This window comes from Idiomarina aquatica (assembly GCF_003987185.1).
Lineage (GTDB): Bacteria > Pseudomonadota > Gammaproteobacteria > Enterobacterales > Alteromonadaceae > Idiomarina > Idiomarina aquatica.
On the sequence record NZ_PIPS01000005.1, the window covers coordinates 29,213 to 53,525 of the forward strand.

Sequence of the window (24,313 nt, forward strand, 5' to 3'; positions counted from 1 at the left end):
ATGCGACGATTAAACAAACCGTTAATGGTAGCCACCGCTTAAGCTTAACTGTGGACATAATGTCCCTCCGTTTCAGTGCCATTAAGCTGCCGTAAATGCGAACAAAGACGCTGGTAATAAAGCAACTCAGCGACTACCGAAAAGCCAAACCCATACACCGTCAATTGATAGTGGCTATCGCCGTAGGTCATTGTGTGCAAAATGACGGCGAGCCAAGCAAGCAGGAACAACATCGGTAATATCCGCCAAAAAACGACCCATGACAATGAGATAAAGCGTTCCAGAAACTGATCACCCTGCGAACCTCCGTTAGCACGATAAGCCATTACAGTACCACTAACCATAATCACCAGTAACGCCCAGAGTGAGGCCTGATCCCACGCGGTAGTACCATCACCCAACTGTCCGATGGGCAGATACCACAACACCAGTAGCGCAACCAGATAGCTGAGCGCATGAGCTTGAGTCAATTGTTTGTCGCGCAATTGCTGTTTTAGCGCCTCGATATTAAAAAAATACATGGCTATTTCCTTATACTGTCTATCCCATAACCAGCATAGAACAAATCGGCACTCGATCCACTGCTAAAATGTAAGAAGTCTTGAAAAACCAACCCTGGGTTATTTGCTCAGTGTCGGTTAAGCCAGACCAACAGTAGCTAGACGCAGGTATTGGCTGTTAGAATCCCAATACCATTAACAACAAGTTATCCCGTAGTTGAGAAACCGATGAGCCTGAAGTTACCTACGTATAAAGACGTTGAAGCTGCCGCCGCGCGTATCGAGGGTTATACCCACCGGACACCGGTGATGACCTCGCGCACCGCAAATGAACTGTGTGGTGCTGAATTATTTTTCAAGTGCGAGAACTTTCAGCGCATGGGCGCTTTTAAGTTTCGTGGCGCCATGAACGCGCTTTTGCAGTTTACCGAAGAGCAGAAAGCGGCCGGCGTCATCGCCTTTTCCTCAGGCAACCATGCCCAGGCTATTGCACTGGCAGCACAACGACTGAGTATCAAAGCAACCATTATTATGCCCGAGGACGCACCGACAGCAAAAGTTGCAGCCACCCGGGGCTACGGTGCTACGGTTATCAGCTACAACCGCTACACCGAAGACCGTGAACAAATTGGTCGTCAACTGGCCGAGCAACACGGCTATACCCTCATTCCACCTTACGACCATCCTCACATTCTGGCTGGTCAGGGAACCGCCGCAAAAGAGCTGTTCGAACAAGCCGGTTCACTGGATGTTCTGTTTGTCTGCCTCGGTGGTGGTGGTTTACTCTCTGGTTCGGCGCTGGCAGCACGGCATTTTGATCCTGCCTGCAAAGTTTATGGGGTTGAGCCCGCCGCAGGTAATGATGGTCAGCAGTCGTTCCGGCGCGGTGAAATTGTCCGTATCGAAACACCAAAAACCATCGCTGATGGCGCCCAGACGCAGTTTTTAGGGGAGTACACCTTTCCGATCATACGTGACAATGTCGATGATATTTTAACCGCCACGGACGACCAACTGATCGACGCCATGCATTTTTTCGCAGAGCGCATGAAAATGGTGGTTGAACCGACCGGCTGCCTGAGCTTTGCCGCAGCCCGTGCCATGCAGTCAGAACTGCAGGGAAAACGCGTGGGTATTATCGTCAGCGGTGGTAATGTCGACATCAACCGCTACGCCCAACTGCTCTCATCCCACTCAGCAAGGAGCTCACTCAATGACCGCTAATCCTGCTTGGGTAAAAAACCTGGATACCCCCTATTTACTCATCGATGAGGCTAAGTTACAGCGCAACATTGATCGTCTCAGGGAGCGTATCAGCGCTTTGGGCTGTCAGTTACGGCCGCACCTGAAAACGCTACGCACATTAGAAGCCGCCGCTTATTTGTTGCCCGATAAAAACGCACCCGCCACAGTATCGACCCTGGCGGAGGCAGAAGCCTATGCACAAGCGGGTTATACCGATCTGCTCTATGCCGTTGGAATGGCTCCGGCTAAACTGCCAAGGGTCGCCGCAATACGCCAGCATGGCGTTAACTTACACATCCTGCTGGATACGCCCGAACAGGCAACAGCCGTGGTCGATTACGCCAGTAAAACACAACAGTCGTTTTCGGTATTTATTGAAATTGACAGTGACGATCACCGGGGCGGTATTAAACCTGACGCGCCTGAATTAACGGCGATCGCTGCACAACTGGGCAGTCATTTCAGCGGTTTAATGACACACGCTGGCGGCTCCTACGGTTGCTCAACACCTGAGGCTTTGAAAGACTTTGCAAAACAGGAATGCGATGCCGTGCGACGCGCCCGCGAGCGACTATTGCAAGCGGGTATTGAGTGCCGCATAAGCAGTGTAGGTTCAACACCAACGGCTCATTTTGGAGAGGACTTTAGCGACATATCCGAAGTCCGCGCCGGTGTTTATACCACCTTTGATTTGGTGATGAAAAACATTGGCGTGTGCAACATTGAGGATCTTGCCATGTCGGTTGTTACCAGCGTCATCGGCTATAACAAAGAAAAGAACTGGCTGCTAACGGACAGCGGTTGGATGGCATTGTCGCGCGATCGCGGCACTGCTGGTCAGGCTCAGGACTATGGCTACGGACAAGTTTGCAGCATCGAGGGCGAGGTACTCGACGGGCTTTGTGTCAATAGTACCTCACAGGAGCATGGCGTCATCGAGCTGAGCGGGAATCACTCAATCAGCGACTTCCCGGTCGGTACAACATTGCGCATATTGCCGAACCACGCCTGCGCCACCGCCGCCATGCACAACGTCTATCATATCGTTATGGCGGACGGTTCTCACAGTCAATGGCAACGGATCCAGGGCTGGTAAAGGGTGACCTCAGTAAGCGGCGGTCACTGCCGCTCACTGATGTCCGTCAACGCCTCACGAAGGGTGGGATAATAAAACTCAAAGCCATGCTGCCGCAGTTTGTCAGGCACCACCGCCTGACCTTCCAATAGCATCGACGCCATCTCGCCCATTGCCATATTCAACACAAAGGCTGGCACTTTAAACACATGAGGTCGTTTCAGCACCGACGCCAGCGTGCGACTGAAGGCTTTATTGCTGACAGGACCTGGTGCGGTCATATTAACCGGTCCGGACAATTCCGGTTCGGCCAACAAATAGTCAATACCCCGCACCATATCGTCAATATGAATCCAGGACATCATCTGCTCGCCGCTGCCAAGCGGACCACCAAGTCCCAGCTTATAAGGCAGCATCATTTTCGCCAAGGCTCCACCGTGCGGCGCCAGCACTACGCCGGTTCGTAGTAACACCACCCGAGTACTGTCCTTGGCAGCTAATGCCTTCTGCTCCCACTGCCGGCACAACTCGACCGCAAAGTCGACGCTATTGGCGGTGCCGTCCTCATTCACCGGAGCCGCATCACGCGGACCGTAAACACCAATGGCAGAGCCACTGATAAACACCGTCGGCTTGGTTTGCGCCCGGTTAATCCTCTCGGCGAGCTGTTCGGTTATTTGCCAGCGGCTGTTCTGCAACACCTGTTTTCGGTGAGCACTCCAGCGCTTATCAGCAATACCGGCACCCTGTAAATTAATGACGGCATCGTAGCGGCCGATATCCTCAACCTCATCCAGCGACGCAATGACCTTAACCTTGTCACCTAATTGCTGTCGCGCTTTAGCAGGCGTTCGCGAGGTCACGGTAAGCTCATGTTTGTTGCCATATTTTTTAATGAAATACGAACCAATTAAGCCTGTACCACCGGTCATCAAGATGTTCATAATATCTCCTTGTTGCAGCCGCCAACCTTACAACCAGGCCGGCGGACTGCGGGTTAGGCCAATTTGCGGATCAGTTGCGCGGTATTTCTGCGAATTAACCGAGCGCACGACAAACGTCCCAACACACCTACAATAATAGCACCGCTCAGCGGTCCAACAAGCCATAACCGCCAGTGCCAGGTAGCGTCCATTCCAAATGCCTGGGTTTGTAAAATCAACAGCGCAATGTCCATCGCAATGGTGGCGATAAAGCCACTGATGGCCCCTAAGACCAGGAACTCATAAGTGATACTGCGACTCAGTAATTTACCCGGCGCTCCCAGTGTTCTCAGAATCACCAACTCTTTCTGGCGCTCATCCATACTCGCCTGAACTTGAGCAATCAACACCAAGGAGCCGGCAATAATCACCAGCACCAGCACAAATAAAATCGCCAGACTGACCTGTGCAATCACCTCACGGATTTGATCAATGATCGCATCCAGGTCGATCAGCGAGGCTTCCGGAAAGGGCCGGAATAACTGATACAACTCGTCCTTGCGCTCTTCATCGAGATGGAAACTGGTGATATAAGTGGCCGGAAAGTCTTTCAGGGTCGCTGTGTTGAATATCATGTAAAAGTTCGGCTGTAACGTGCTCCAGTCAGCTTCACGGAGACTGGTAACCGGTACCGTAAACTCCTCACCACCAATATTGAACGTCAGCTCGTCACCGACCTGAATATCGAGACGCTCAGCAGCGTTCAACTCGACCGACACCTGCGGTTCAGCGTCCTCGCCCCACCAGGATCCAGCCACAATATCATTATTGGGTGGCAGCGTATCACGCCAGGTCATCGACAATTCCCGGCCAAAACCTTCCCTGCCCTGCTCTTGCTCCTGCTGCGCTTCACGATCTTCTTTAGTGACTTCTGCCAGCAGTCGTTCACCGTTGTGATAGGTGACTCGTCCAGGCACAATTGGGTATTGGTCGGTTGAACGTATATTTTCCCGTTCAAACATCGCCTGCAATTCCGGCACTTTTTCTTCGGCAATATTGAGCGCAAAGTAATTCGGCGCATCCTCCGGCAATTGCCGCTGCCAGTCAGCCAACAAGTCGTTACGCAGCACAATGACCAGCAACAACAACATGATCGCCGTGGAAAACGCCAGCATCTGCACACTGTTTGCGGCCGCGCGCCGTTGCAGTCCGGCCATCGCCAGACGCCACGCACTGCCCGCCTGCATACCGGCTTGACGACTGGCCCGGATTAACAGACGACCAATCCCTAACAGCAGCAGCGCCGCAAAAGCACCACCGGCAAATAAGGCAGTGGACAACCACCACTGTTGAGAATAGAGCACCAATAACGCATAGATGGTGCCACCGCTGAGCAACCATTGCAGCCAGCGCACCGCCTGCGCCCCCACCAGTTGCCGGTGCAGTACCCGTAAAGGAGGAATTTCCACCAACCGGAACAACGGATAGAGCGTAAACATCACCGCACTGATAACACCGGTTGCCGCCGCTAACGCATAAGGCTTCCAACTTGCCCCGGGCAATTCAGCGTCCAACTGCTGGGCAACCCAGTCTATTACAAACGACTGCACCAACCAGCCTAAGATCATTCCGATGCCGACACTGAGCGCGGTCAGCAGCAGTAAGTGAAGAATAAAAATACGGCGAATTTGCTGGCGGCTAGCACCTAAGGTTTTGAATATCGCCACCACATCATAATTGCGCTGACAATAGCGCTGTGCAGCAACCGCAACCGCCGTTGCTGCCAGCACCACACCGAGCAAACTGGCCAGCATCATAAAACGCTCCGCCCGGTTTAACGAGCGCGCCAGTGGACTATCGCCGTCTTCAATACTACGCCAACTGTGGGTATCATCATTCAGCCGCGGCAACAGCCAACGTTCATAGTCTGCCAAAGCCTGCTGCGATCCCGCCATCAGCACGTTATAACGAACACGACTACCCGGCTGAATCAAACCCGTTTGTTCCAGTTGAGAGTAACGGATGATGACATTAGGACTGTCGGTAAACACCGAAAAGCCCACATCGGGTTCGTAAGTCACCACCTTGGTAACTTTAAACTCGCTGTTCCCCACTTCGATGGAATCGCCCAACTCAATCTGTAGCGCCTGGAATAATGACGACGCGACCCAAGCTTCACCCGGTTCAGGCAAGCCTCGTGCAACCTCCCCTTCAACAAACGGTTGCTCCGCCACGCGCAGTTCTCCGCGCAACGGATAACCGTCGGAAACCGCTTTAACATCAATCAGTTGCAATGAGTCATTGGCAAACGCCATGGAATTAAACACCACCCGCCAGGCCGTTTGGATGTCACGACCTTGCGCTTCATCCAACCATTCCTGCGGAATGTCACGGCGTGAACTGAGCACCCGATCCGCCGCCAAAAACTCACTGCTGCGTTCAAGCAACCCCGACTGCAGGCGCTCACTGAACAACGATAACGACAGTACCGCGGTAACTGACAAAATAATGGCCAGCGCCATAATGGTCAGTTCACCTCGTTTCAGCTCCTGCTTTAACAACCGAAACGAAATTTTATGCCACATCCTGAGTCGCCTCCGTTAATTTACCGGCGTCCATACGCAACACGCGCTGGCATTTCTCAGCCAGTTGATTGTCATGGGTGACCATGATCAGAGTCGTGCCATAATCTTTATTTAAGTCAAACAGCAATTGCTCGACTTTTTCACCCGTGTGGGTATCCAAATTACCGGTCGGCTCATCGGCAAATAAAATTTTTGGCTGACCAACAAACGCACGGGCAATCGCCACACGTTGCTGTTCACCACCAGAAAGCTGATTCGGATAATGATGCCAACGATCCGCCAGCCCCACTTTTGCTAACAGCTCCCGCGCCTCCTTCTCGGCACCTTTATGCCCGGCCAGCTCCGCCGGCAACATGACATTTTCTAAAGCAGTCAGGCTGGGGACTAACAAAAACTGCTGAAAGATAAAGCCAATTTTATCCGCACGCACTTTTGCACGCTGCTCTTCATCCAATTCGCTGAGTTTTTCGTTCTCTATGAGAACGTCTCCGGCCGTTGCGAGGTCCAACCCTGCAAGTAATGACAATAAGGTGGATTTACCAGAGCCGGACGCACCAACGATGGCAACGGTCTCGCCAGCGTTGATTGATACGTTAATTGGCTGCAGAATCTGTAGCTTACCTTCTGAGGTATCGACGATTTTTTCCAGTTGTTGGGCTTGAATGAGCATATGATGAAAAACTTCCTTTTTAAATTAAGTCTTGTAGTCGTTCTGTTACTGTCTATACGTACGGTTTCAGCAAATGTGTCACTGGTTGTATTAGGAGATAGCCTGAGTGCCGGCTATGGCCTCTCCAGCCAACAAACCTGGGTCGCTGAATTACAACGTCGCTGGCAACAAAGCCACCCCGACTATGCCATTATCAACGCCAGCATCAGCGGCGAAACCACCACCGGCGGCCTGCGTCGGCTAGAAGGCATTCTCGAACGTCATAAGCCCGATGCATTATTTATCGAACTCGGAGGCAATGACGGACTTCGTGGCTTTAACCTCAGCACAGTACGCGCCAATCTGGAACAAATTATCGACCAAGCTCGTGCAGAAGGCGTTAAAGTGGCCTTAAGCCAAGTGATGGTACCACCTAACTATGGCCAACGATTTGCACAACAGTTCACGGGTTTGTATGAGGACATCGCAAAAGAAAAAAACGTACCACTGATCCCATTCTTCATGCAGCCCTTAATCGAAGAAAGTAGCGACTACGTACAAAACGATGGCATCCACCCCACCGCCGAAGCACAACCCAAAATAGCCGACTTCCTCGAGCCCCACCTACTCGAGCTACTGCAACGCGCGAAGTAGCTCGCGCCTTCGGCGCGAGGGTTGGGTATAGCTTAACAAACATAGCAGCATAGCGGCCCTTTGGAACGGACGAGCTTTATCAGGCTTTACGTCCTCGTTTTCAAAGGGACGCTGCAAGTACATCCATGTACGCTTGTTTCCGGCCATCCATGGCCTCCAACACCCTTTGAAAACGAGGACGCAAATCCTGACGCTAGCCCATACCAAAGGACCGCTATTATGGATTTTATTCGTTAAGCTATCAGAGCGTTTCCGTATTACAAAGGCTTGGCAGAGGATTAAATGGCGTTGGTAAAAAAATTGCAGCGATGCAATGGTATGGGCTAATTGCGTGGTAGGTATCGAGGGGGCTTTAGCCAGAAATGTTGGAGGCCATGGATGGCCGGAAACAAGCCACACGGATGTGCTTGGAGCGGTTTCTGGCTAAAGCCCCCTCGGTGCCTGCCAAAAGCAATTAGCCCATACCATTGCTTCAGCTCAACTTTGTGAGAGCAGCCATTTAATCCCCTGCCAGGCCCCCTCGCGCCAAGGCGCGAGCTACGGATTTTGGGCACAAAAAAACCGCCGGATGGCGGTTTGTGCAGTATGGCGTCCCCTAGGGGATTCTAACCCCTGTTGCCGCCGTGCCAAATAGGAGCGCGGTGTCCTTTGGACAACGCCTCACGGCATGCGAGCTTGGGTAAGGATTTTTACTTGCAGAATTAGTGGCGTCCCCTAGGGGATTCGAACCCCTGTTACCGCCGTGAAAGGGCGGTGTCCTAGGCCTCTAGACGAAGGGGACCCGGACTGTGGTTTGATGCGTTACGAAGTGGCGTCCCCTAGGGGATTCGAACCCCTGTTACCGCCGTGAAAGGGCGGTGTCCTAGGCCTCTAGACGAAGGGGACGCAATCTCGTATTGCATCTGCTGTGGATGAAGTGGCGTCCCCTAGGGGATTCGAACCCCTGTTACCGCCGTGAAAGGGCGGTGTCCTAGGCCTCTAGACGAAGGGGACGCAGTTCATTCACAATACTGTCGCAGTAGGTTTGGTGGAGCTAAGCGGGATCGAACCGCTGACCTCTTGCATGCCATGCAAGCGCTCTCCCAGCTGAGCTATAGCCCCTCTACCTTGGCAGCAAAACTGCCCTGACAGCGGGGCGCATTCTATTGCGAGGGGCGTTAATGTGTCAACTGTTTTTTGAAAAAAACCATCTGTTTGATGAAAAATATCGCAATCTGCACAATTAACGTTCAAATTGCTTAACGAACGCCCTTTGGCAGGTTTTTATGGTAAACATGATAGACCTGTTCCAAACCTTCGCGGCTTGCAACAGAAACGTTCATGTCATTCACTAATCCATTATCAAGGCGATATACCCAGCCGTGGATATTCAGTTCCTGACCGCGGTCCCAGGCTTCCTGCACCATATTTGTTTTGGCCAGGTTTTTGACCTGTTCAATCACGTTCAATTCGCACAGACGATCAATCTGAGCCTGTTCATCCAGCGCTTCGAGCTCCACCGCATGTTCACGGTAAATATCACGGATAGGATAAAGCCAGTGGTCGACTAAACCGTGAGGTTTGGATTCGATTGCTGCTTTTACCCCGCCGCAGCCGTAATGACCGACGACCAGTACGTGCTTCACTTTTAACGCTTCGATCGCAAACTGAATAACCGACAAGCAGTTAAAGTCGGTTTGTATCACCTGATTCGCAACATTACGGTGCACAAACAACTCACCGGGATCCATACCAACGATTTGATTCGCCGGCACGCGGCTGTCAGAACATCCGATCCAAAGGTATTCCGGCGACTGTTGACCCACCAGTCGCTGGAAAAACTCGGGATCGCGCTCGACTTGCTGTCGAGCCCATTCACGGTTGTTGTCAATTAAATGTTTTATGGTTGGCATGTGACCTCGGTTAGCCGCTACAGCTTAGCTGTTTGCTTCACGTTCAGAGATAAATTGTAAAGCAAGGTCGATACGCTGCAATACACTCTGTTGGGGTATAAGTTCCAGGGTCACATCTAACGACGGAGAGTTACCTCCTCCGGTTGCGGCTACCCGTAATGGCATACCCACTTTGCCCATACCCACTTCAAGCACTTCTGCGGTCTGGTTAATCGCGGCCTGGATATTGGCGGCATTCCAGTCGCTGACAGCGGCCAGCAGTTCTCTGGCTTTTTGCAACGGCTCTTTAGCAACCGGGCGTAGATGTTTTTTCGCGGCCTTTTCTTCAAACTCGGTCACGGCCTGGTAGAAATAACGGCTGATATCCGCCATCTCTTTTAACGTCTTAACACGGTCAGCCTGCAGGCCAATCACTTTTTCCAGCGCTGGACCATTGCGAGTATCAATGCCGAGTTGATCAAACTGCCATTGCAACTGCGGCGCAATCTGCTCTGCTGGCAGGGTTTTCATGTAATGCTGATTCAGCCAGTTTAGTTTTTCGGTGTTGAACGCTGACGCCGCTTTATTAACGTCGTCCAACTTAAAATATTGGATCAGTTCTTCAACACTGAAAATTTCCTGGTCGCCATGTGACCAACCCAAGCGCGCCAGATAATTGATCACCGCCTCCGGCAGATAGCCATCATCACGATACTGCATGACGCTGACGGCACCGTGGCGTTTGGACAATTTCTTGCCGTCGTCGCCTAAGATCATCGACACGTGTGCATATTCGGGTACCGGTGCACCGAGCGCTTTCAGGATATTAATCTGACGCGGTGTGTTGTTAATGTGATCTTCGCCGCGAACAACATGGGTAATGCCCATATCCCAGTCGTCCACAACAACGCAGAAGTTGTAGGTTGGCGTACCGTCAGAACGGGCAATAATCAAGTCATCCAGCTCTTGGTTAGAAAACTCGATGCGACCGCGAATGTGATCATCAAATACTACGCTGCCTTGTTGCGGATTACGAAAACGCACCACGTATTTGTCACCACTGACATTCGGATTATCACGGCAATGGCCGTCGTAACGCGGTTTTTGTCCGGCGGCCATTTGCTCTTCGCGCATTTTTTCCAGACGTTCTGTGGAGCAATAACATTTATAGGCTTTATCTTCGGCAAGCAACTGATCGATCAATTCTTTATAACGATCGAAACGTTGAGTCTGATAGTAAGGACCTTTGTCCCAATTCAGACCCAGCCACTGCATTCCTTCTAAAATGGCATCAATAGCCGGCTGCGTTGAACGCTCACGGTCGGTGTCTTCAATGCGTAATACAAATTCACCTCCTTGTGCCTTGGCGACTAACCAAGAATACAAGGCGGTACGAGCACCACCAACGTGTAAATACCCAGTCGGGCTGGGCGCGAAACGCGTTACCACACTCATGCTAACTTCCTTTGAATTGATTCGTTCAGAAAAGACAATAATTGCCGCGAAGTTTAGCAAGAACTGGCGGCTAAAGCATCTGCCGAACAGCAGACAATCGCAAAAACGATTAAATTATCAGCACTTAAACAAAACTTTCAAAATTTTGTTTGACAGTTTTGTTCAGCTCCCTATAATGCCACCTCGCAACGACGCAGAAGTGTCACAGTGAAGATGGTTGCTTAGCTCAGTTGGGAGAGCATCGCCCTTACAAGGCGAGGGTCACTGGTTCGAGCCCAGTAGCAACCACCACTCACTTCATCCCCATTCGTTGTAACCCTTTAGAGTGGTTGCTTAGCTCAGTTGGGAGAGCATCGCCCTTACAAGGCGAGGGTCACTGGTTCGAGCCCAGTAGCAACCACCATTTCTTTTTTACCTTTGCAAGTTATCAACGAGATAGTCAATCAGCACCCTAACTTTAGGTATCTGTTGCCGGCTTTCCGGGTACAGCGCCCAAATGCCGTCGTCGGGCTGTCGATAATCGGCCAGCACTTCCTGTAACTGACCAGTTGCCAATGCATCCTGGACATAGTAATCGGGTAACATGGCCAGACCTAATCCTTTGAGCGCCGCGTCTCGCAAGGCAATACCGTTATTACAATGAATATGACTGACCGGGGTCAGCGCTTGTGCTTTGCCATTAACCATAAAACGCCACTGTCTTACCGTACCGGTAAAACAACGGTGTTGTGACAAGTCTTCCAGTTGTAACGGCATCCCAAAGCGCTGAAAATAGCTGTCAGCACCGACCACAAAATGACGCCGGCTACCCAGTCGCCGGGCGCGTAACCTGGGGTTGCCTAAATGGCCCAGCCGAATCGCCAGGTCATAACTGCCTTCCACCAAATCGACCGTGTCATTGGTTAAATTCAAATCCAGCCGCAAGTCATCGTATTGCTGCATAAAATCGTTGAGCAACGGTGCAATAATTTGTTCACCAAAGTAAACCGGTGCGGTGACTCTTATCAGCCCCTGCGGTTGCTCATTGCGTTGCTGAATTAACTGGTTTGCTTCGCGCAGAGCCGCAACCAAGTGCTGACAGTGCGGCAGGTACAACTTGCCCTCTTCGGTTAAACTGACACTGCGGGTGGAACGATACAACAACTGCATTTTGAGCCGACTTTCGAGGGCGGCAATGTTGCGACTGACTTGCGCCACCGACAGACCCAGACGCTGCGACGCCGCGGAAAAGCTGTTAGTTTCGGCCGTGGCCACAAATTCACTGATCCCTTGCCATTCTTTCACGCGCCAATCCTTTTTCATTAATGCAAAAGTTATTTGTATAAAACCAAGATTACCTTTAAATCAGAAAAAGTTAAACTTTCGCTATTGTTATGCGTATAAACGACACAAGGCTAACAAGCCTCATTGACACGGGAGTAAGTTATGGAAACCATCAAATCAAGAGCAATGGTCGCCTGGGGACCGGGCGAACCGCTAAAAGAAGAAATTATTGACGTTGCGCCTCCCGAAAAAGGTGAAGTGCGGGTTCGAATTGTCGCCACCGGCGTTTGCCATACCGATGCCTATACTCTGTCAGGGAAGGATCCAGAAGGTATTTTTCCGGCGGTGCTGGGTCATGAAGGTGGCGGTATTGTTGAAGCCGTAGGTGAGGGAGTAACCTCGTTACAGGTAGGTGACCATGTTATTCCTCTTTATACCGCCGAGTGCGGTGAGTGTAAGTTCTGTACGTCCGGTAAGACCAACCTTTGCCAGGCTGTCCGTGCGACTCAGGGTAAAGGCCTGATGCCCGATGGGACGTCACGTTTTTCTAAGGACGGCGAAACCATTTATCACTACATGGGTACCTCAACGTTTTCTGAGTATACCGTGTTACCGGAAATTTCGTTGGCGAAAATTCCTAAGCAAGCACCGCTGGAAAAAGTTTGCTTGCTCGGCTGTGGGGTAACAACCGGCCTAGGCGCCGTCAAAAACACCGCTAAAGTACAACAAGGCGATACTGTTGCGGTATTTGGTCTCGGCGGCATTGGTCTGGCGGTCATCATTGGTGCCGTACAAGCTGGTGCCTCTCGCATTATTGCCGTTGATGTTAACGAAGATAAGTTCGAGATTGCCAAACAGCTCGGAGCGACTGACTTTGTCAATCCAAGCCAATACGATAAGCCGATCCAGGAAGTGATTGTCGAGATGACCGATGGCGGTGTCGACTTCTCCTTTGAATGTATCGGCAACGTCGACGTGATGCGAGCGGCACTGGAGTGCTGTCATAAAGGCTGGGGGGAATCGGTCATTATTGGTGTGGCCGGTGCCGGCGAAGAAATCAGCACTCGCCCCTTCCAACTGGTTACCGGACGCGTTTGGCGTGGGAGTGCCTTTGGTGGCGTGAAAGGCCGCAGCGAGTTACCTGATTATGTACAGCAGTATATGGACGGTAAATTTGACTTGGATACTTTTATCACCCATACCATGCCGCTGGAAGACATCAACAAAGCGTTCGAGTTGATGCATGAAGGAAAATCCATTCGTTCGGTGATTCATTACTAATGGAGTCGAGCATGAAAAAAGTGAGTGATGTGCGCTGCTTCGGCGGTCGCCAGATCCGCTTTGAGCACGATGCTAAAACACTGAACTGCGTTATGCAGTTCAGTGTTTATCTGCCTGAAGCGGCAACACAGCAGCCCGTACCAGCCGTTTATTTTCTGTCGGGACTAACCTGCACCGATGAAAACTTTGCCACCAAAGCCGGCGCTCAGCGCGTCGCCAATGAGCTCGGCATCGCATTGATAATGCCGGACACCAGCCCCCGTGGGGATGACGTCCCGGATGATCCGGAAGCCGCCTATGACTTTGGCAAAGGTGCCGGCTTTTATGTCAACGCAACACAAACGCCCTGGTCACAACATTATCAAATGTATGACTATATCGTCAGTGAGCTACCTGAACTGGTCGAGCGGGAGCTGCCGATAACTGACCGCCGTGCCATTGCCGGGCACTCTATGGGCGGCCACGGCGCATTGGTGATTGGATTACGAAACCCACAGCGGTATCGCAGTATTTCGGCCTTTTCTCCGATCACCCACCCGACGGATTGTCCCTGGGGTGAGAAAGCCTTCAGCAACTATTTGGGTGACGATCGCCAAGAATGGGCGCAATACGATGCCGTGGAACTGATTAAAGCCCATGGCCAACCCTTACCTATCCGCGTCGACCAAGGGCTGGCGGACGGTTTTCTTGATGAACAGCTAAAACCACAGGCGCTACAGGCGGCTATCGCTGAGGTCAATGGCGACGCTGAAATTCATTTACACGAAGGCTATGACCACAGCTACTATTTTATCTCGAGCTTTATTGAAGCGCAGTTGCGCTTCCATGCGCAGTATCTTTAGTGGTGTGTTTACCAGAGTGATGGCGCTTTGCCGCCATCACTCAAATCCGGAATTTCATCACCGCCTCGTGTAACTTCTGCGTTTGTGCCGTGACTTGCTGCATGGCTTCGGCATTTAGCTTGGCATCATTAGCAGCCTCTATACCCGCATCTCGAACACGGGTGACGTTTTCTGCGGTTTCATCGACCACGGCCGATTGTTCTTCGACCGCCGTAGCAATCGAGGCCGATCGATCATTAATGTTCATCAGTTCCTGATGGATTAATTTGAACAATTGATCGGATTCATCAGAGTGCTGTGCGCTTTCTTCGCCAAGCTCGTTGCAGTCTTTTAAGGTCGAAACAATGATATCCGTCTGTTGATCCAGCTGTTTGGTGATGGATTCAATCTCGGCAATCGACTGCTGCGTTTTCGATGCCAGCGTTCTTACTTCATCGGCGACCACCGCAAAACCGCGTCCTTGTTCACCGGCACGAGCCGCTTCAATCGCAGCATTCAGCGCCAGCAGATTGGTTTGCTCTGCGATGGCATTGATAACCGTAACAATTTGTCCGATTGCGCCACTTCGCTCCGCCAAAATGTTGGCTTCATTAACACTGCCTCTCAACCGCTCTGATAAGGAGCGGACTTTTTCGACACCAATTTGCACGGATGTCCGGCCACTTTGCGCGCGAGTCGAAAGTTCATTGACTTGATTGGCCGTTTCTTCCGCATCATTTGCTATACCATGCGCGGTGGTGCCCATTTCGTTCATAGCCGTCGCCACCTGGTCGACTTCCAGCGACTGGTTTTCCAGACTGGAAGAGGTGTGTGCCACGGTATCATTTACGCTCGCGGTCAATTCATTCACTCGATCCACTGAACGATTAATGTGCTGTATCACTCCCTGAAAATACCCCAACAACTCGTTAAAGCTATCTACCAGCTCACCGAATTCATCGTCCCGGTATTTACTTGAACGCAAGGTAAGGTCGTGTTTACTTCTTACCTTTCTCATGTCAGTTCTCAGTTGCTGAAGTGGCTTGTTAATCGAACGGATAACCCAGATCAACAAGCCCATCACCATACAGCCAACAACAATAAACAAGGTTGCGGGTACCCAATTCATCTGTGCCCGACGCTTGGCCAGACGGTCATCGACTTCTTTATCCAGTTCAATCAGATCGTGCTCAATATTTGCAGCGGCCTGACGCAACTTAGCTTTCGCACCCTCGTTCTCGGTTAGTCCGATGCTTTTACTCAAATCCACATAACGATTAAATTCCGTACGATAATCGTTAACGCGTTTCTGCAAGCTTCTGTCAGAACCCAATTGCTGGCTTAACTGTTGCAGTAACGCTTCCACCTTGAGCGGGTACTTGTTATCAAACCGCAACATAAAATCTTTCTCACTACGGCGGATTTGCAACAGCGTAATCAACGCGTTGTCCTGACCGTTTGCGGCGACTTCCCGTTCCAACTCATGAGTTGCCTTGCGTAACGCGCCATAAGCACCTTGGTTTTCATCCAGGCCGCGCTGTTCAAAGGCTGTTATCAGCTGATTAAAGGCTCGCTGATACCCGTCAATATCACGCTTCAGACTATTAATAAGGGTAGCCCCACTGGCTGAACCCAGCAGCAGTTGCAACTGCTCAAGCTGCTGTTCAACCTTCGCTGCGACGTTATTCAAGCGCTCTTGTTCTGAGCGATCTTTGCGCATCAAAAAGTTTTTTTCCGCACTGCGTAACTCAAGCAGGTTGGTATTCACTTCCTGCCGTAACGCATTAGCCTGATGCAATTCACCAACCCGGGACTGAAATAACATCATTAATAACAACAGAGCAATAAAGGCGAGGCTGGTAGCGCCGCCGACCAATAGCAGTTTACTTCTAATCGACATCGTAGGGGGGACTCTCTTTACAAAACTGGCGGAATAATAGACAGTTTTGAGTGTTCAAACAATGATCAATTTTGTTAAATGATCACACCATTTTTTCACGCGTTGCCAAATGGTTACGGTAGAAACGCCAGTGTCTCGATTTGAGCAAATACCAGAGCGAAATAAACCAACCCATGATGATACCCGCGCGCCCAAACGAGAAATGGCCTTGATGCTCAATGAACAGCCAAGCGATCAAAAAGGCATCCAGGAACAGCGAAAATAACAGCAAAGGCTGTGCGATTGCCATAACCCGGTTGCCCCAGTTACGGTCGTCTTCCGCGGCAAAAGCACTGGCCAGCAACACCAGTAGCGACGGCAAACCGACCAGTAGCATCAGGCCAAACTGCTCGGCATTGCTGTAAAACAAGTTTAACAACCGCGTACGGTCTTCCGAGAAGGTAAGTGAAATGATACCGGCAACGTAACCGCGCATTTGGTACAAAATCACCAGCATCAACACCAGCGGTATACTTGCCCGCCCTTCTTTATCCAGATAGCGCACCTTCTCCACGAACGCTGTCGCGTTGCCAGATCTTTTCATGGAAGTAATAACCTACCGTATTTACTAAGGGTTCAATCAGCGCTACTGCGCCTCCAAGCACAACATCACCCGTCATTATCCAAACCACGCCAAAGGCAATGGTAAAGTGCATTACTGCGAACGAACATGTCTTTTTCATAACCTTATCCCTTAATGCTTCCTGTCTAAGAGATAATATTATCGATTATTACAGCGATATCTAATTGTAAATATCGATTAACCTATTCGCTTTACCACGCTTACACAGCACGTTTAAGTTGTTCACGCATTTTGGCGACCTCGTCGCGTAGCTGCGCGGCCTTCTCAAACTCAAGGTTTTGGGCCGCTTCGTACATCGCCTTCTCTTTCGCCTCGAGCTCTTTCATCAATGCCTTGGTGTCTTTAACCACCGTCACCCGCGGATCATAGCCCGCCGCCACTTCCGCAATGGCGCTCGAGGATTTCGATTTCTTCTGGCGCGCCGGCCCCTGACCGAGATCCATAACGTCAGTAATGGATTTATTCAGTCCTTTTGGCGTAATGCCGTGTTGTTGGTTAAATTCGATTTGCTTAGTACGGCGCCGATCGGTTTCTTCGATGGCCCGTTGCATCGAGCCGGTAATCCGATCTGCGTACAAAATGGCACGGCCGTTCACGTTACGGGCCGCCCGGCCAATGGTCTGAATTAACGAACGATCAGAACGCAGGAAGCCTTCCTTATCGGCATCAAGGATTGCCACCAGTGATACCTCCGGCATATCCAGACCTTCCCGTAGCAAGTTAATACCAACCAGCACATCAAACTCCCCTAACCGCAAGTCACGAATGATTTCCATCCGTTCCACGGTATCGATGTCGGAATGCAGGTAGCGTACCTTAATGCCGTGCTCATCGAGGTAATCACTCAAATCTTCCGCCATTTTCTTGGTTAGCGTGGTGGCCAGCACCCGCTCGCCTTTCTCGACCCGAATCCGTACTTCGGACATTAAATCATCGACCTGAGTCGCTACCGGGCGTACTTCGATAATCGGATCGACCAGTCCGGTCGGACGCACCACCTGCTCAACCACCTCACCGCTACTGCGTTCAAGCTCGTATTTACCCGGTGTTGCCGAGACATACAGCGTTTGCGGTGCAATGGCTTCAAATTCATCAAACTTTAGCGGCCGGTTGTCCAGCGCCGAAGGTAGCCGGAAACCGTATTCTACCAAATTCTCCTTGCGCGAACGGTCGCCCTTATACATGGCCCCCACCTGGGAAACGGTGACGTGCGACTCGTCGATGATCAACAAGGCATCATCGGGTAGGTAATCCATCAGCGTCGGCGGCGGCTCACCGGGCGCACGCCGTGACAGATAGCGAGAGTAGTTCTCAATTCCCGAACAGTAGCCGAGTTCGAGCATCATCTCGATATCAAACTGTGTGCGCTGAGCAATTCGCTGTTCCTCAATCAATTTATTTTGTTTGATCAAAAACTCGCGCCGTCCCTTCAGCTCTTCCTTTATGTGCTCAATGGCATCCACCAATACTTCGCGCGGTGTTACATAGTGCGTCTTAGGATAAATCGTGGTTCGCGCAACATCGGCATCGGTGACTTTGCCGGTTAATGGTTCAAAATAACTGATACGGTCGATTTCGTTGTCAAACAGTTCAACCCGCACTGCCATGGCTTCTGATTCTGCCGGGAAAATATCAATCACTTCCCCACGCACCCGATAAGTAGCGCGCTCGAACGCAGCATCGTTTCGTTTGTATTGCAGTTGCGCCAGACGCCGCAGAATATCTCGTTGATCAATGATGTCACCGCGTCGCAGGTGCAGCATCATTTTCATATAAGACTCAGGGTCACCCAAACCATAAATGGCGGAAACCGACGCCACCAGCACCACGTCTCGTCGCTCCATAAGGGCTTTGGTGGCGGATAATCGCATTTGCTCGATATGGTCATTTATCGATGCATCTTTTTCGATGAACGTATCGGTTGTCGGTACATAGGCTTCTGGCTGATAGTAATCGTAGTAAGACACAAAGTACTCCACCGAATTATTCGGAAAGTACTCTTTCATCTCGCCGTACAACTGCGCCGCCAGGGTTTTATTATGCGCCAGAATTAAGGTGGGTCGCTGTGACTTTGCGATCACATTGGCCATGGTAAAGGTTTTCCCGGAACCGGTAACCCCAAGCAAGGTTTGATGAGCCAGGCCGGCGTCCAGATTATCGAGAATTTTTTCGATCGCCGCGGGCTGATCACCCGCCGGTTGGTATTTAGAAACCAGTTCGAATGATTTACTCACCAAACCTCCTCAATTCACGCGAGAACCAAAAGTACGCAATGCTGGCCGTGATCAGGTTGGCGAGCACGCCGCCCATGAACAACCCTGTTAAGTCGGCCAACAGACTGCCCAAGTACGATAGTGGTACGAAAAACACAAACAAGCGGATGATACTCAGCCATAATGCCCGCATCGGTTTGTGAATGGCATTGAAGCTGGAGTTGGTTAGAATAATCCAGCCCTGCAGACCATACCCCAGAGGCATGATGTAAATAAACAGCTCGACGATTTCCGCAACTTCCTGCTCCTCAGCAAACGCCGCGGCGATCCAGGGTGCCGTTAACACCAGCAACAGGTAAATGCCCGCCTGAATTAACAGCACTGCTTTTAGCGCGGTGTTGTAGGCGTAACGAACCCGGGTAATTTTATCGGCACCAAAGTTTTGACTGATCAGTGGTGGCAGCGACATCGAAAGTGCCAAAATGATGATGCTGGCCAATGACTCTAACCGGGTCCCCACACCGAATGCGGCGACCGCCGGAGCACCATAGGCGGCAATGATTGCCGTCATCACTGACATTGCCAGCGGCGTCAGCATATTCGCACCCGCTGCCGGCATGCCGATTTTTAAAATTTCGCGGGCTGATTTTAGCCAGGCGGCAGCAAAGCTGAGGCCATTAGCGGGACGAAACGCGACCAGCTGTTTACGTTTCAGCAGCCAGAAAATCAGCAGCAGTCCACTCGCCCATGAAATCACACTGGCAAGCGCCGCTCCCTGTACCCCCATGGCCGGGATAGGCCCCCAGCCGAAAATCAAGATGGGGTCAAAAATGGCGTTGGCCAGTCCTCCCGTAGCCATAATGATCGAGGGCGTACGGGTATCTCCTGAGGCTCGCAATACCGCGTTGCCTACCATCGGTGTCACCAGCATCACGCAGCCGGCATACCACAACGACATGTAGTCACGGATCAACGGCATCAATCGCTCATGAGCCTGTAACAAACTGAATATCGGTTCCATTAACAGGTAGCCAATGAATGCCAGTATCAGCACCAATAATGCCGACACGGACAACGCCCCGAAGGCATCAAAGTGAGCCTCCGCGGGTCGGTCACTGCCATATTTACGGGCGATAACCGCTGAGGTACCAATGCCCAAACCAATGGTTAAACTGACCACCGTGAAGGTGACGGGAAAGGTGAAACTGACCGCTGCCAGTGGGTCGGTGCCGAGTAAACTGATGAAGAAGGTATCGACAACATTAAAGCTGATTAATGTTGCCACGCCAAAAATGACGGGCCATGTCATTTCCCATAGGGTTTTTCCAACCGGCGCATGAATTAAGCTACGTGAAGCGTCGGCTGATGACATGAATACCTCCTCTAAAAATGAGCGTTATAGTCTACCTTATCTGCCCGTCTCTTGGCTATGCCGATAGACTTTCGTTGACCGCGTACGTATTATAGAGAGCTCATACGAACCTACTTTGATAAAAGGATGTGCCGTGGATTATCAACTGTCGGATCGCGTCAATTCGATCCAACCTTCGCCGACCCTCGCTGTCACTCAAAAAGCCAATGAACTGAAGCAACAGGGTCATGATGTGATTGGGCTTGGTGTGGGTGAACCGGACTTTGATACCCCTCAGTTTATCAAAGATGCCGCCATCAAAGCGATTCAGGATGGCCACACTAAGTACACTGCTGTTGATGGCATCAGTGAACTGAAACAAGCCATCATTGATAAATTTAAGCGTGACAACCAACTGACTTATCAGGCTGATGAAATCATTGTTTCGGCCGGCGGCAAACACAGCATTTTTAATTTGCTCAGCGCCTGGCTTAACCCGGGCGATGATGTCGTGATCCCGGCACCTTACTGGGTTTCTTATCCGGACATGACCAAACTGGTCGGTGCCAACCCAATCATTGTCAGTGCCGGTATTGAGCAACGTTTTAAAATTAGCCCACAGCAGTTGCGCGACGCCATTACCCCTAAAACACGGTTAATGTTCATCAATAGCCCTTCAAACCCGAGCGGTACAGCTTACACGGCAGAAGAGTTAAGCGCGTTAGCTGACGTCTTGCGTGATTTCCCGCACGTTCTTATCGCCACTGACGACATGTATGAACACATTTTATGGCCGGAAAACACCTTTGCGAATCTGGCCATGGTTGCGCCCGACTTAAAAGACCGTATCGTTATTTTGTCGGGTGTTTCCAAAGCTTATGCCATGACCGGATGGCGAATTGGCTACGCAGCAGGTCCTAAAACCATTATTGCGGCAATGAAAAAAATTCAGTCGCAGAGCACCTCAAACCCAACCAGCATCAGCCAATACGCTGCGGCAGCAGCTCTCAACGGTGACCAATCCTGTATTGACACCATGATCACTGAGTTTAAAAAGCGCCATGACTATCTGGTCAATGCCCTCAATGACATTGACGGCATTCGCTGTGTCGCCGGTGACGGAACGTTTTATGCCTTTGCCCACATTGAAGAACTGATGGCAAAAGCCGGTGTCAGTACCGATGTTGCTCTTTGTGAAAAGCTATTAACGGAAGCGAAAGTGGCATTAGTACCGGGTTCAGCTTTTGGTGCCGACGGCTACTGTCGTTTATCGTTTGCGACCAGCCTGAGCGTGCTACAGGAAGCGGTTAAGCGGATCAGTCAGTTTGCCGCTGCACAGGCCGGTTAAGTCTGAGAAAACAAGATAAAATACTCATGATAGGCAGTTAAGACGATTAACTGCCTATTTTTTTGTGTTTAATTTAAGCTTCGCAGACGAAAAGAAGCATTTTATCCGCCGTTTTCTTGCGACATTTTTATTACAATTTAACAATTTATTTTCATCGTTTCGTTTTCGTTAACGCTTCCTTCAGCACCCGCCCATCGCATTTATACGACGCTCCTAATGGCATAATCAGCGGTTAGAAAAACAACAGTTTTTATAAGAAATACACAAGTTGCTGAAACTTCATGCTATCTAGCCGGAGTCCGCGAGTTGTCAATAGCGAATTCCAGAAAAATAATCTAACTAATTGTTTTACAAGCATATATTTTAATTAAGCCAAAATCTAACCAGACCAAAATTATCGCTGCATCCCGCATCAAACATACTCTTTCACAGAGTTAAACACAGGGTTATCCACAGAATCCGTGGATAAGATCCTGTAGGCTATTGCTGACAAAGGATTCAGCGAACTGTGGATAATAAACATCCAACAGCCTATATGATCATGATCATAGTCAGCTTTGTGACAGAACATTGACATTGTCTATTAATCGGATTAATAGAGGCTACGATACAAAACCCATCTTTTTGTAGCTTAAAGTAGACATAACAACGTCTGGGCTTTAGTAACGGAGAAATATTCGCCAATCAAACCAAAAGCAGCAAAAAATCCATTGCTAGTAGTTGACACCCCCGCCCAACCTCTTTAATATTCGCAGCCGTTGAGAGTTGTTCCCCAGTAGCTCAGTTGGTTAGAGCGGTGGACTGTTAATCCATGTGTCGTTGGTTCGAATCCAACCTGGGGAGCCAATCACTCCCGACATCATCTCAATAGCGATTCCCCAGTAGCTCAGTTGGTTAGAGCGGTGGACTGTTAATCCATGTGTCGTTGGTTCGAATCCAACCTGGGGAGCCACTCCAAAGTGTATTACACAAATCCTGTTTAGATTGCTTGGCACCATCGGCAAGCCACTCAGCGACGGCTTTATCGACATAACTCCACTGTAATGCCGCAGGCGCAGCTTTATGATTTATTTGTGCTAACCAATCACCAATCACCGTATCGTCTATCCGTGTTAAAATCTGTGCGCGATGATCCTGCGCTAACAGCCTTGCATTCCAGGCTTGCTCAAATTGTCCGGCTAATGGCTTAACCGCTAATTGCTTCCCTTGATTTAACGCCTCACAGGTGGTTTCAAAGCCCGCATTGGCAATAACTCCTGACGCCAGCGCCAGTTGCTCTGCGAAGGTTTCGCGAGATCCCGGAAACCCCATAATATGGTCACTGGCGAAATATTTTGCCCGATGAATGGCAGGATGAAATACCGAAAACGAGTAATCGGTATAGGGCAATAAGGCGTCAATCACCTGATACAGATCCTCGAACGGTAAATAAACCAAGATCTGCTTTTCTGATACCGGCGCCTGCTCATGACGACGCACCACCGGCGGTAAACAATCGCCCAAAGGTTGCCAATGCATACCTAACCACTCTGAGGCCGGAGCAAAGTAATCAATGATGCTGCGATGCCAGGGTTTTAACTGGCGATACAGAGCCGCTTCGCGAAACGCATACTGCCGACCCAAACCAATACAACGTTTATGCTGCAGCTTTGCTGCCCAAGCCGTTACCGGCTCAAAATCAGAAACCACCAGATCATAAGCCGAGAGGTCCAACTGGCGCACTTCGCTCATGAATTGTGGCAATGAATTACTCATTAGCGTTTTCATCGGCCTTAAACGTCCGCGCTCAGTTGCAAAGGTCAGCCCCCGACGGTGACTGAAGTGACCAAAAACTTCGGTACTGAAAAGCCGCGATGGCTTGCGTCCGGAAATCAAATAATCAACGTCGACCGGCAAATCTTGTAGCTCGGTTGCAATTCGATGGCAGCGGCTCAAATGGCCGTTTCCTGTTCCCTGGATGCCAAATAGGATGCGCATAGCAACTCCGTCGGTTGGTTAGAACAATGGGTAGGTAGCGATAATGAACAAGGTGAATTCAGCAATTGCCGTACCGAGGCAGGCTCCGGCGACAACATCGGTCGGGTAATGTACGCCAACAGCGACCCTTGAAATGCCGATGGCGGTCGCCCATATCCATAACAATGGCGCAGCGTCGGGAAAATGGAGCGCACTGACCGTTACAAAGACAAACGCGGCGCAGGTGTGTCCGGAAGGAAAGCTAAAGCGGTCGTGGGCATTGAATAATGCCTTTACCGGTAGTGCATGGGCTGAGGGACGGTCGCGTTTAAAACTGTTTTTCAGTACCCAATACAACGGGCGCTCAATCGCGAACGCTAAGGCCAGCGTCAGAAAGTACTGCCAGCTCAATTGCAGCGACAGCGTAATGACCAGTGCCAATATCCCATACCAGTAGCCATCGCCGGTTGCTGATAACAGTCGAAACGCACCGGCGCCAAAGCGGCGGGTTCGCCAGCGTGAGACGCGAAAAAACAGGCGTTGATCCCACTGATGAACACGACGTTGCAACGTCAATAACATCAACATGATGATTCCTCGA

General features: G+C 50.6%; 19 protein-coding genes, 8 tRNA genes and 1 pseudogene. 10 read left to right on the forward strand and 18 right to left on the reverse strand.

Annotated elements, in window-relative coordinates; genetic code table 11:
• Positions 1–44 precede the first annotated feature (44 nt).
• Positions 45–521 carry a hypothetical protein gene (locus CWE23_RS12590; RefSeq protein ID WP_105306847.1) on the reverse strand — a complete coding sequence of 159 codons (477 nt, stop codon included), beginning with the start codon at positions 519–521 and terminating at the stop codon, positions 45–47.
• Between the two features lie 207 nt (positions 522–728).
• Here CWE23_RS12590 and CWE23_RS12595 point away from each other — a divergent pair, with 207 nt between their 5' ends.
• Both CWE23_RS12595 and CWE23_RS12600 read left to right on the forward strand, forming a co-directional pair.
• Positions 729–1,724, forward strand: coding sequence for a threo-3-hydroxy-L-aspartate ammonia-lyase (locus CWE23_RS12595; protein WP_126820440.1), 996 nt, complete (start codon positions 729–731; stop codon positions 1,722–1,724).
• Entirely contained in the window at positions 1,714–2,841 is a 1,128-nt protein-coding gene (locus tag CWE23_RS12600; RefSeq protein ID WP_105306849.1) for a DSD1 family PLP-dependent enzyme, read from the forward strand. Before CWE23_RS12595 ends, CWE23_RS12600 begins: the two co-directional genes overlap by 11 nt.
• Positions 2,842–2,864: 23 nt before the next feature.
• Here CWE23_RS12600 and CWE23_RS12605 read toward each other — a convergent pair whose 3' ends face one another.
• From CWE23_RS12605 to CWE23_RS12615, 3 genes are read right to left on the reverse strand one after another with little or no spacing between them, the layout of a single operon-like run.
• Entirely contained in the window at positions 2,865–3,764 is a 900-nt protein-coding gene (locus CWE23_RS12605; RefSeq protein ID WP_105306850.1) for a TIGR01777 family oxidoreductase, read from the reverse strand.
• Positions 3,765–3,817: 53 nt separating this feature from the next.
• Positions 3,818–6,328 (reverse strand): ABC transporter permease, encoded by a 2,511-nt coding sequence (locus CWE23_RS12610; protein WP_105306851.1) that lies wholly within the window; start codon positions 6,326–6,328, stop codon positions 3,818–3,820.
• On the reverse strand, positions 6,318–6,998 hold the full coding sequence (locus CWE23_RS12615; RefSeq protein ID WP_105306852.1) for an ABC transporter ATP-binding protein: 681 nt from the start codon (positions 6,996–6,998) through the stop codon (positions 6,318–6,320). Before CWE23_RS12615 ends, CWE23_RS12610 begins: the two co-directional genes overlap by 11 nt.
• A 75-nt stretch (positions 6,999–7,073) precedes the next feature.
• Between CWE23_RS12615 and CWE23_RS12620 the strand changes: the two genes are divergently transcribed.
• A complete protein-coding gene (locus CWE23_RS12620; protein ID WP_241970644.1) occupies positions 7,074–7,631 on the forward strand; it encodes an arylesterase in 558 nt (185 codons plus the stop codon).
• A 705-nt stretch (positions 7,632–8,336) separates the two neighbouring features.
• Here CWE23_RS12620 and CWE23_RS12625 read toward each other — a convergent pair.
• The 6 genes from CWE23_RS12625 to gltX all read right to left on the reverse strand — a co-directional run bounded on the left by CWE23_RS12625 (position 8,337) and on the right by gltX (position 10,957).
• Positions 8,337–8,412: transfer RNA gene (locus CWE23_RS12625), tRNA-Glu, on the reverse strand.
• Between the two features lie 28 nt (positions 8,413–8,440).
• A tRNA-Glu gene (locus tag CWE23_RS12630) sits at positions 8,441–8,516 on the reverse strand.
• Positions 8,517–8,548: 32 nt separating this feature from the next.
• Positions 8,549–8,624 (reverse strand) — tRNA-Glu (locus CWE23_RS12635).
• Positions 8,625–8,656: 32 nt separating this feature from the next.
• A tRNA-Ala gene (locus tag CWE23_RS12640) sits at positions 8,657–8,732 on the reverse strand.
• 137 nt (positions 8,733–8,869) lie between these two features.
• Positions 8,870–9,523, reverse strand: a complete 654-nt coding sequence (gene can, locus CWE23_RS12645; RefSeq protein ID WP_105306853.1) for a carbonate dehydratase — start codon at positions 9,521–9,523, stop codon at positions 8,870–8,872.
• A 24-nt stretch (positions 9,524–9,547) separates the two neighbouring features.
• The gene (gltX, locus tag CWE23_RS12650) at positions 9,548–10,957 is read right to left on the reverse strand and encodes a glutamate--tRNA ligase (RefSeq protein ID WP_105306854.1); all 1,410 of its coding nucleotides are present in this window, start codon (positions 10,955–10,957) and stop codon (positions 9,548–9,550) included.
• 215 nt (positions 10,958–11,172) lie between these two features.
• Between gltX and CWE23_RS12655 the strand changes: the two genes are divergently transcribed.
• Positions 11,173–11,248 (forward strand) — tRNA-Val (locus CWE23_RS12655).
• A gap of 36 nt (positions 11,249–11,284) precedes the next feature.
• Positions 11,285–11,360, forward strand: a tRNA-Val gene (locus tag CWE23_RS12660).
• Positions 11,361–11,368: 8 nt separating this feature from the next.
• Here the strand turns inward: CWE23_RS12660 and CWE23_RS12665 are convergent.
• On the reverse strand, positions 11,369–12,241 hold the full coding sequence (locus tag CWE23_RS12665; RefSeq protein WP_126820441.1) for a LysR family transcriptional regulator: 873 nt from the start codon (positions 12,239–12,241) through the stop codon (positions 11,369–11,371).
• A gap of 141 nt (positions 12,242–12,382) precedes the next feature.
• Here CWE23_RS12665 and CWE23_RS12670 point away from each other — a divergent pair, with 141 nt between their 5' ends.
• Together CWE23_RS12670 and fghA are read left to right on the forward strand one after the other, a co-directional pair.
• Positions 12,383–13,501 carry an S-(hydroxymethyl)glutathione dehydrogenase/class III alcohol dehydrogenase gene (locus CWE23_RS12670; RefSeq protein ID WP_105306855.1) on the forward strand — a complete coding sequence of 373 codons (1,119 nt, stop codon included), beginning with the start codon at positions 12,383–12,385 and terminating at the stop codon, positions 13,499–13,501.
• Positions 13,502–13,512: 11 nt separating this feature from the next.
• Positions 13,513–14,343 (forward strand): S-formylglutathione hydrolase, encoded by an 831-nt coding sequence (gene fghA / locus CWE23_RS12675; protein ID WP_126820442.1) that lies wholly within the window; start codon positions 13,513–13,515, stop codon positions 14,341–14,343.
• Between the two features lie 40 nt (positions 14,344–14,383).
• Here fghA and CWE23_RS12680 read toward each other — a convergent pair whose 3' ends face one another.
• The 5 genes from CWE23_RS12680 to CWE23_RS12700 all read right to left on the reverse strand — a co-directional run bounded on the left by CWE23_RS12680 (position 14,384) and on the right by CWE23_RS12700 (position 20,429).
• Positions 14,384–16,222: a methyl-accepting chemotaxis protein gene (locus tag CWE23_RS12680; protein ID WP_126820443.1), complete on the reverse strand. Its 1,839-nt coding sequence runs from the start codon at positions 16,220–16,222 to the stop codon at positions 14,384–14,386.
• Between the two features lie 82 nt (positions 16,223–16,304).
• A complete protein-coding gene (locus CWE23_RS12685; protein ID WP_105306857.1) occupies positions 16,305–16,805 on the reverse strand; it encodes a DUF2919 family protein in 501 nt (166 codons plus the stop codon).
• Positions 16,750–16,944 (reverse strand): DUF2061 domain-containing protein, encoded by a 195-nt coding sequence (locus CWE23_RS12690; protein ID WP_105306858.1) that lies wholly within the window; start codon positions 16,942–16,944, stop codon positions 16,750–16,752. Before CWE23_RS12690 ends, CWE23_RS12685 begins: the two co-directional genes overlap by 56 nt.
• Positions 16,945–17,044: 100 nt before the next feature.
• Complete coding sequence (uvrB, locus tag CWE23_RS12695) at positions 17,045–19,078, reverse strand: excinuclease ABC subunit UvrB (RefSeq protein WP_105306859.1); 2,034 nt, start codon at positions 19,076–19,078, stop codon at positions 17,045–17,047.
• Positions 19,071–20,429: an MATE family efflux transporter gene (locus tag CWE23_RS12700; protein ID WP_126820444.1), complete on the reverse strand. Its 1,359-nt coding sequence runs from the start codon at positions 20,427–20,429 to the stop codon at positions 19,071–19,073. The genes uvrB and CWE23_RS12700 overlap by 8 nt, the downstream gene beginning before the upstream one ends.
• Before the next feature lie 133 nt (positions 20,430–20,562).
• Between CWE23_RS12700 and CWE23_RS12705 the strand changes: the two genes are divergently transcribed.
• From CWE23_RS12705 to CWE23_RS12715, 3 genes are all read left to right on the forward strand, one after another.
• Positions 20,563–21,756: a pyridoxal phosphate-dependent aminotransferase gene (locus CWE23_RS12705; protein ID WP_126820445.1), complete on the forward strand. Its 1,194-nt coding sequence runs from the start codon at positions 20,563–20,565 to the stop codon at positions 21,754–21,756.
• Positions 21,757–22,525: 769 nt separating this feature from the next.
• A tRNA-Asn gene (locus CWE23_RS12710) sits at positions 22,526–22,602 on the forward strand.
• 29 nt (positions 22,603–22,631) lie between these two features.
• Positions 22,632–22,708 (forward strand) — tRNA-Asn (locus tag CWE23_RS12715).
• 128 nt (positions 22,709–22,836) lie between these two features.
• Here the strand turns inward: CWE23_RS12715 and CWE23_RS12720 are convergent.
• Together CWE23_RS12720 and CWE23_RS12725 are read right to left on the reverse strand one after the other, a co-directional pair.
• A pseudogene (locus tag CWE23_RS12720) lies at positions 22,837–23,733 on the reverse strand (glycosyltransferase family protein); the annotation flags it as partial.
• Positions 23,734–23,751: 18 nt separating this feature from the next.
• Complete coding sequence (locus CWE23_RS12725) at positions 23,752–24,300, reverse strand: phosphatase PAP2 family protein (protein ID WP_126820446.1); 549 nt, start codon at positions 24,298–24,300, stop codon at positions 23,752–23,754.
• Between the last annotated feature and the right edge of the window lie 13 nt (positions 24,301–24,313).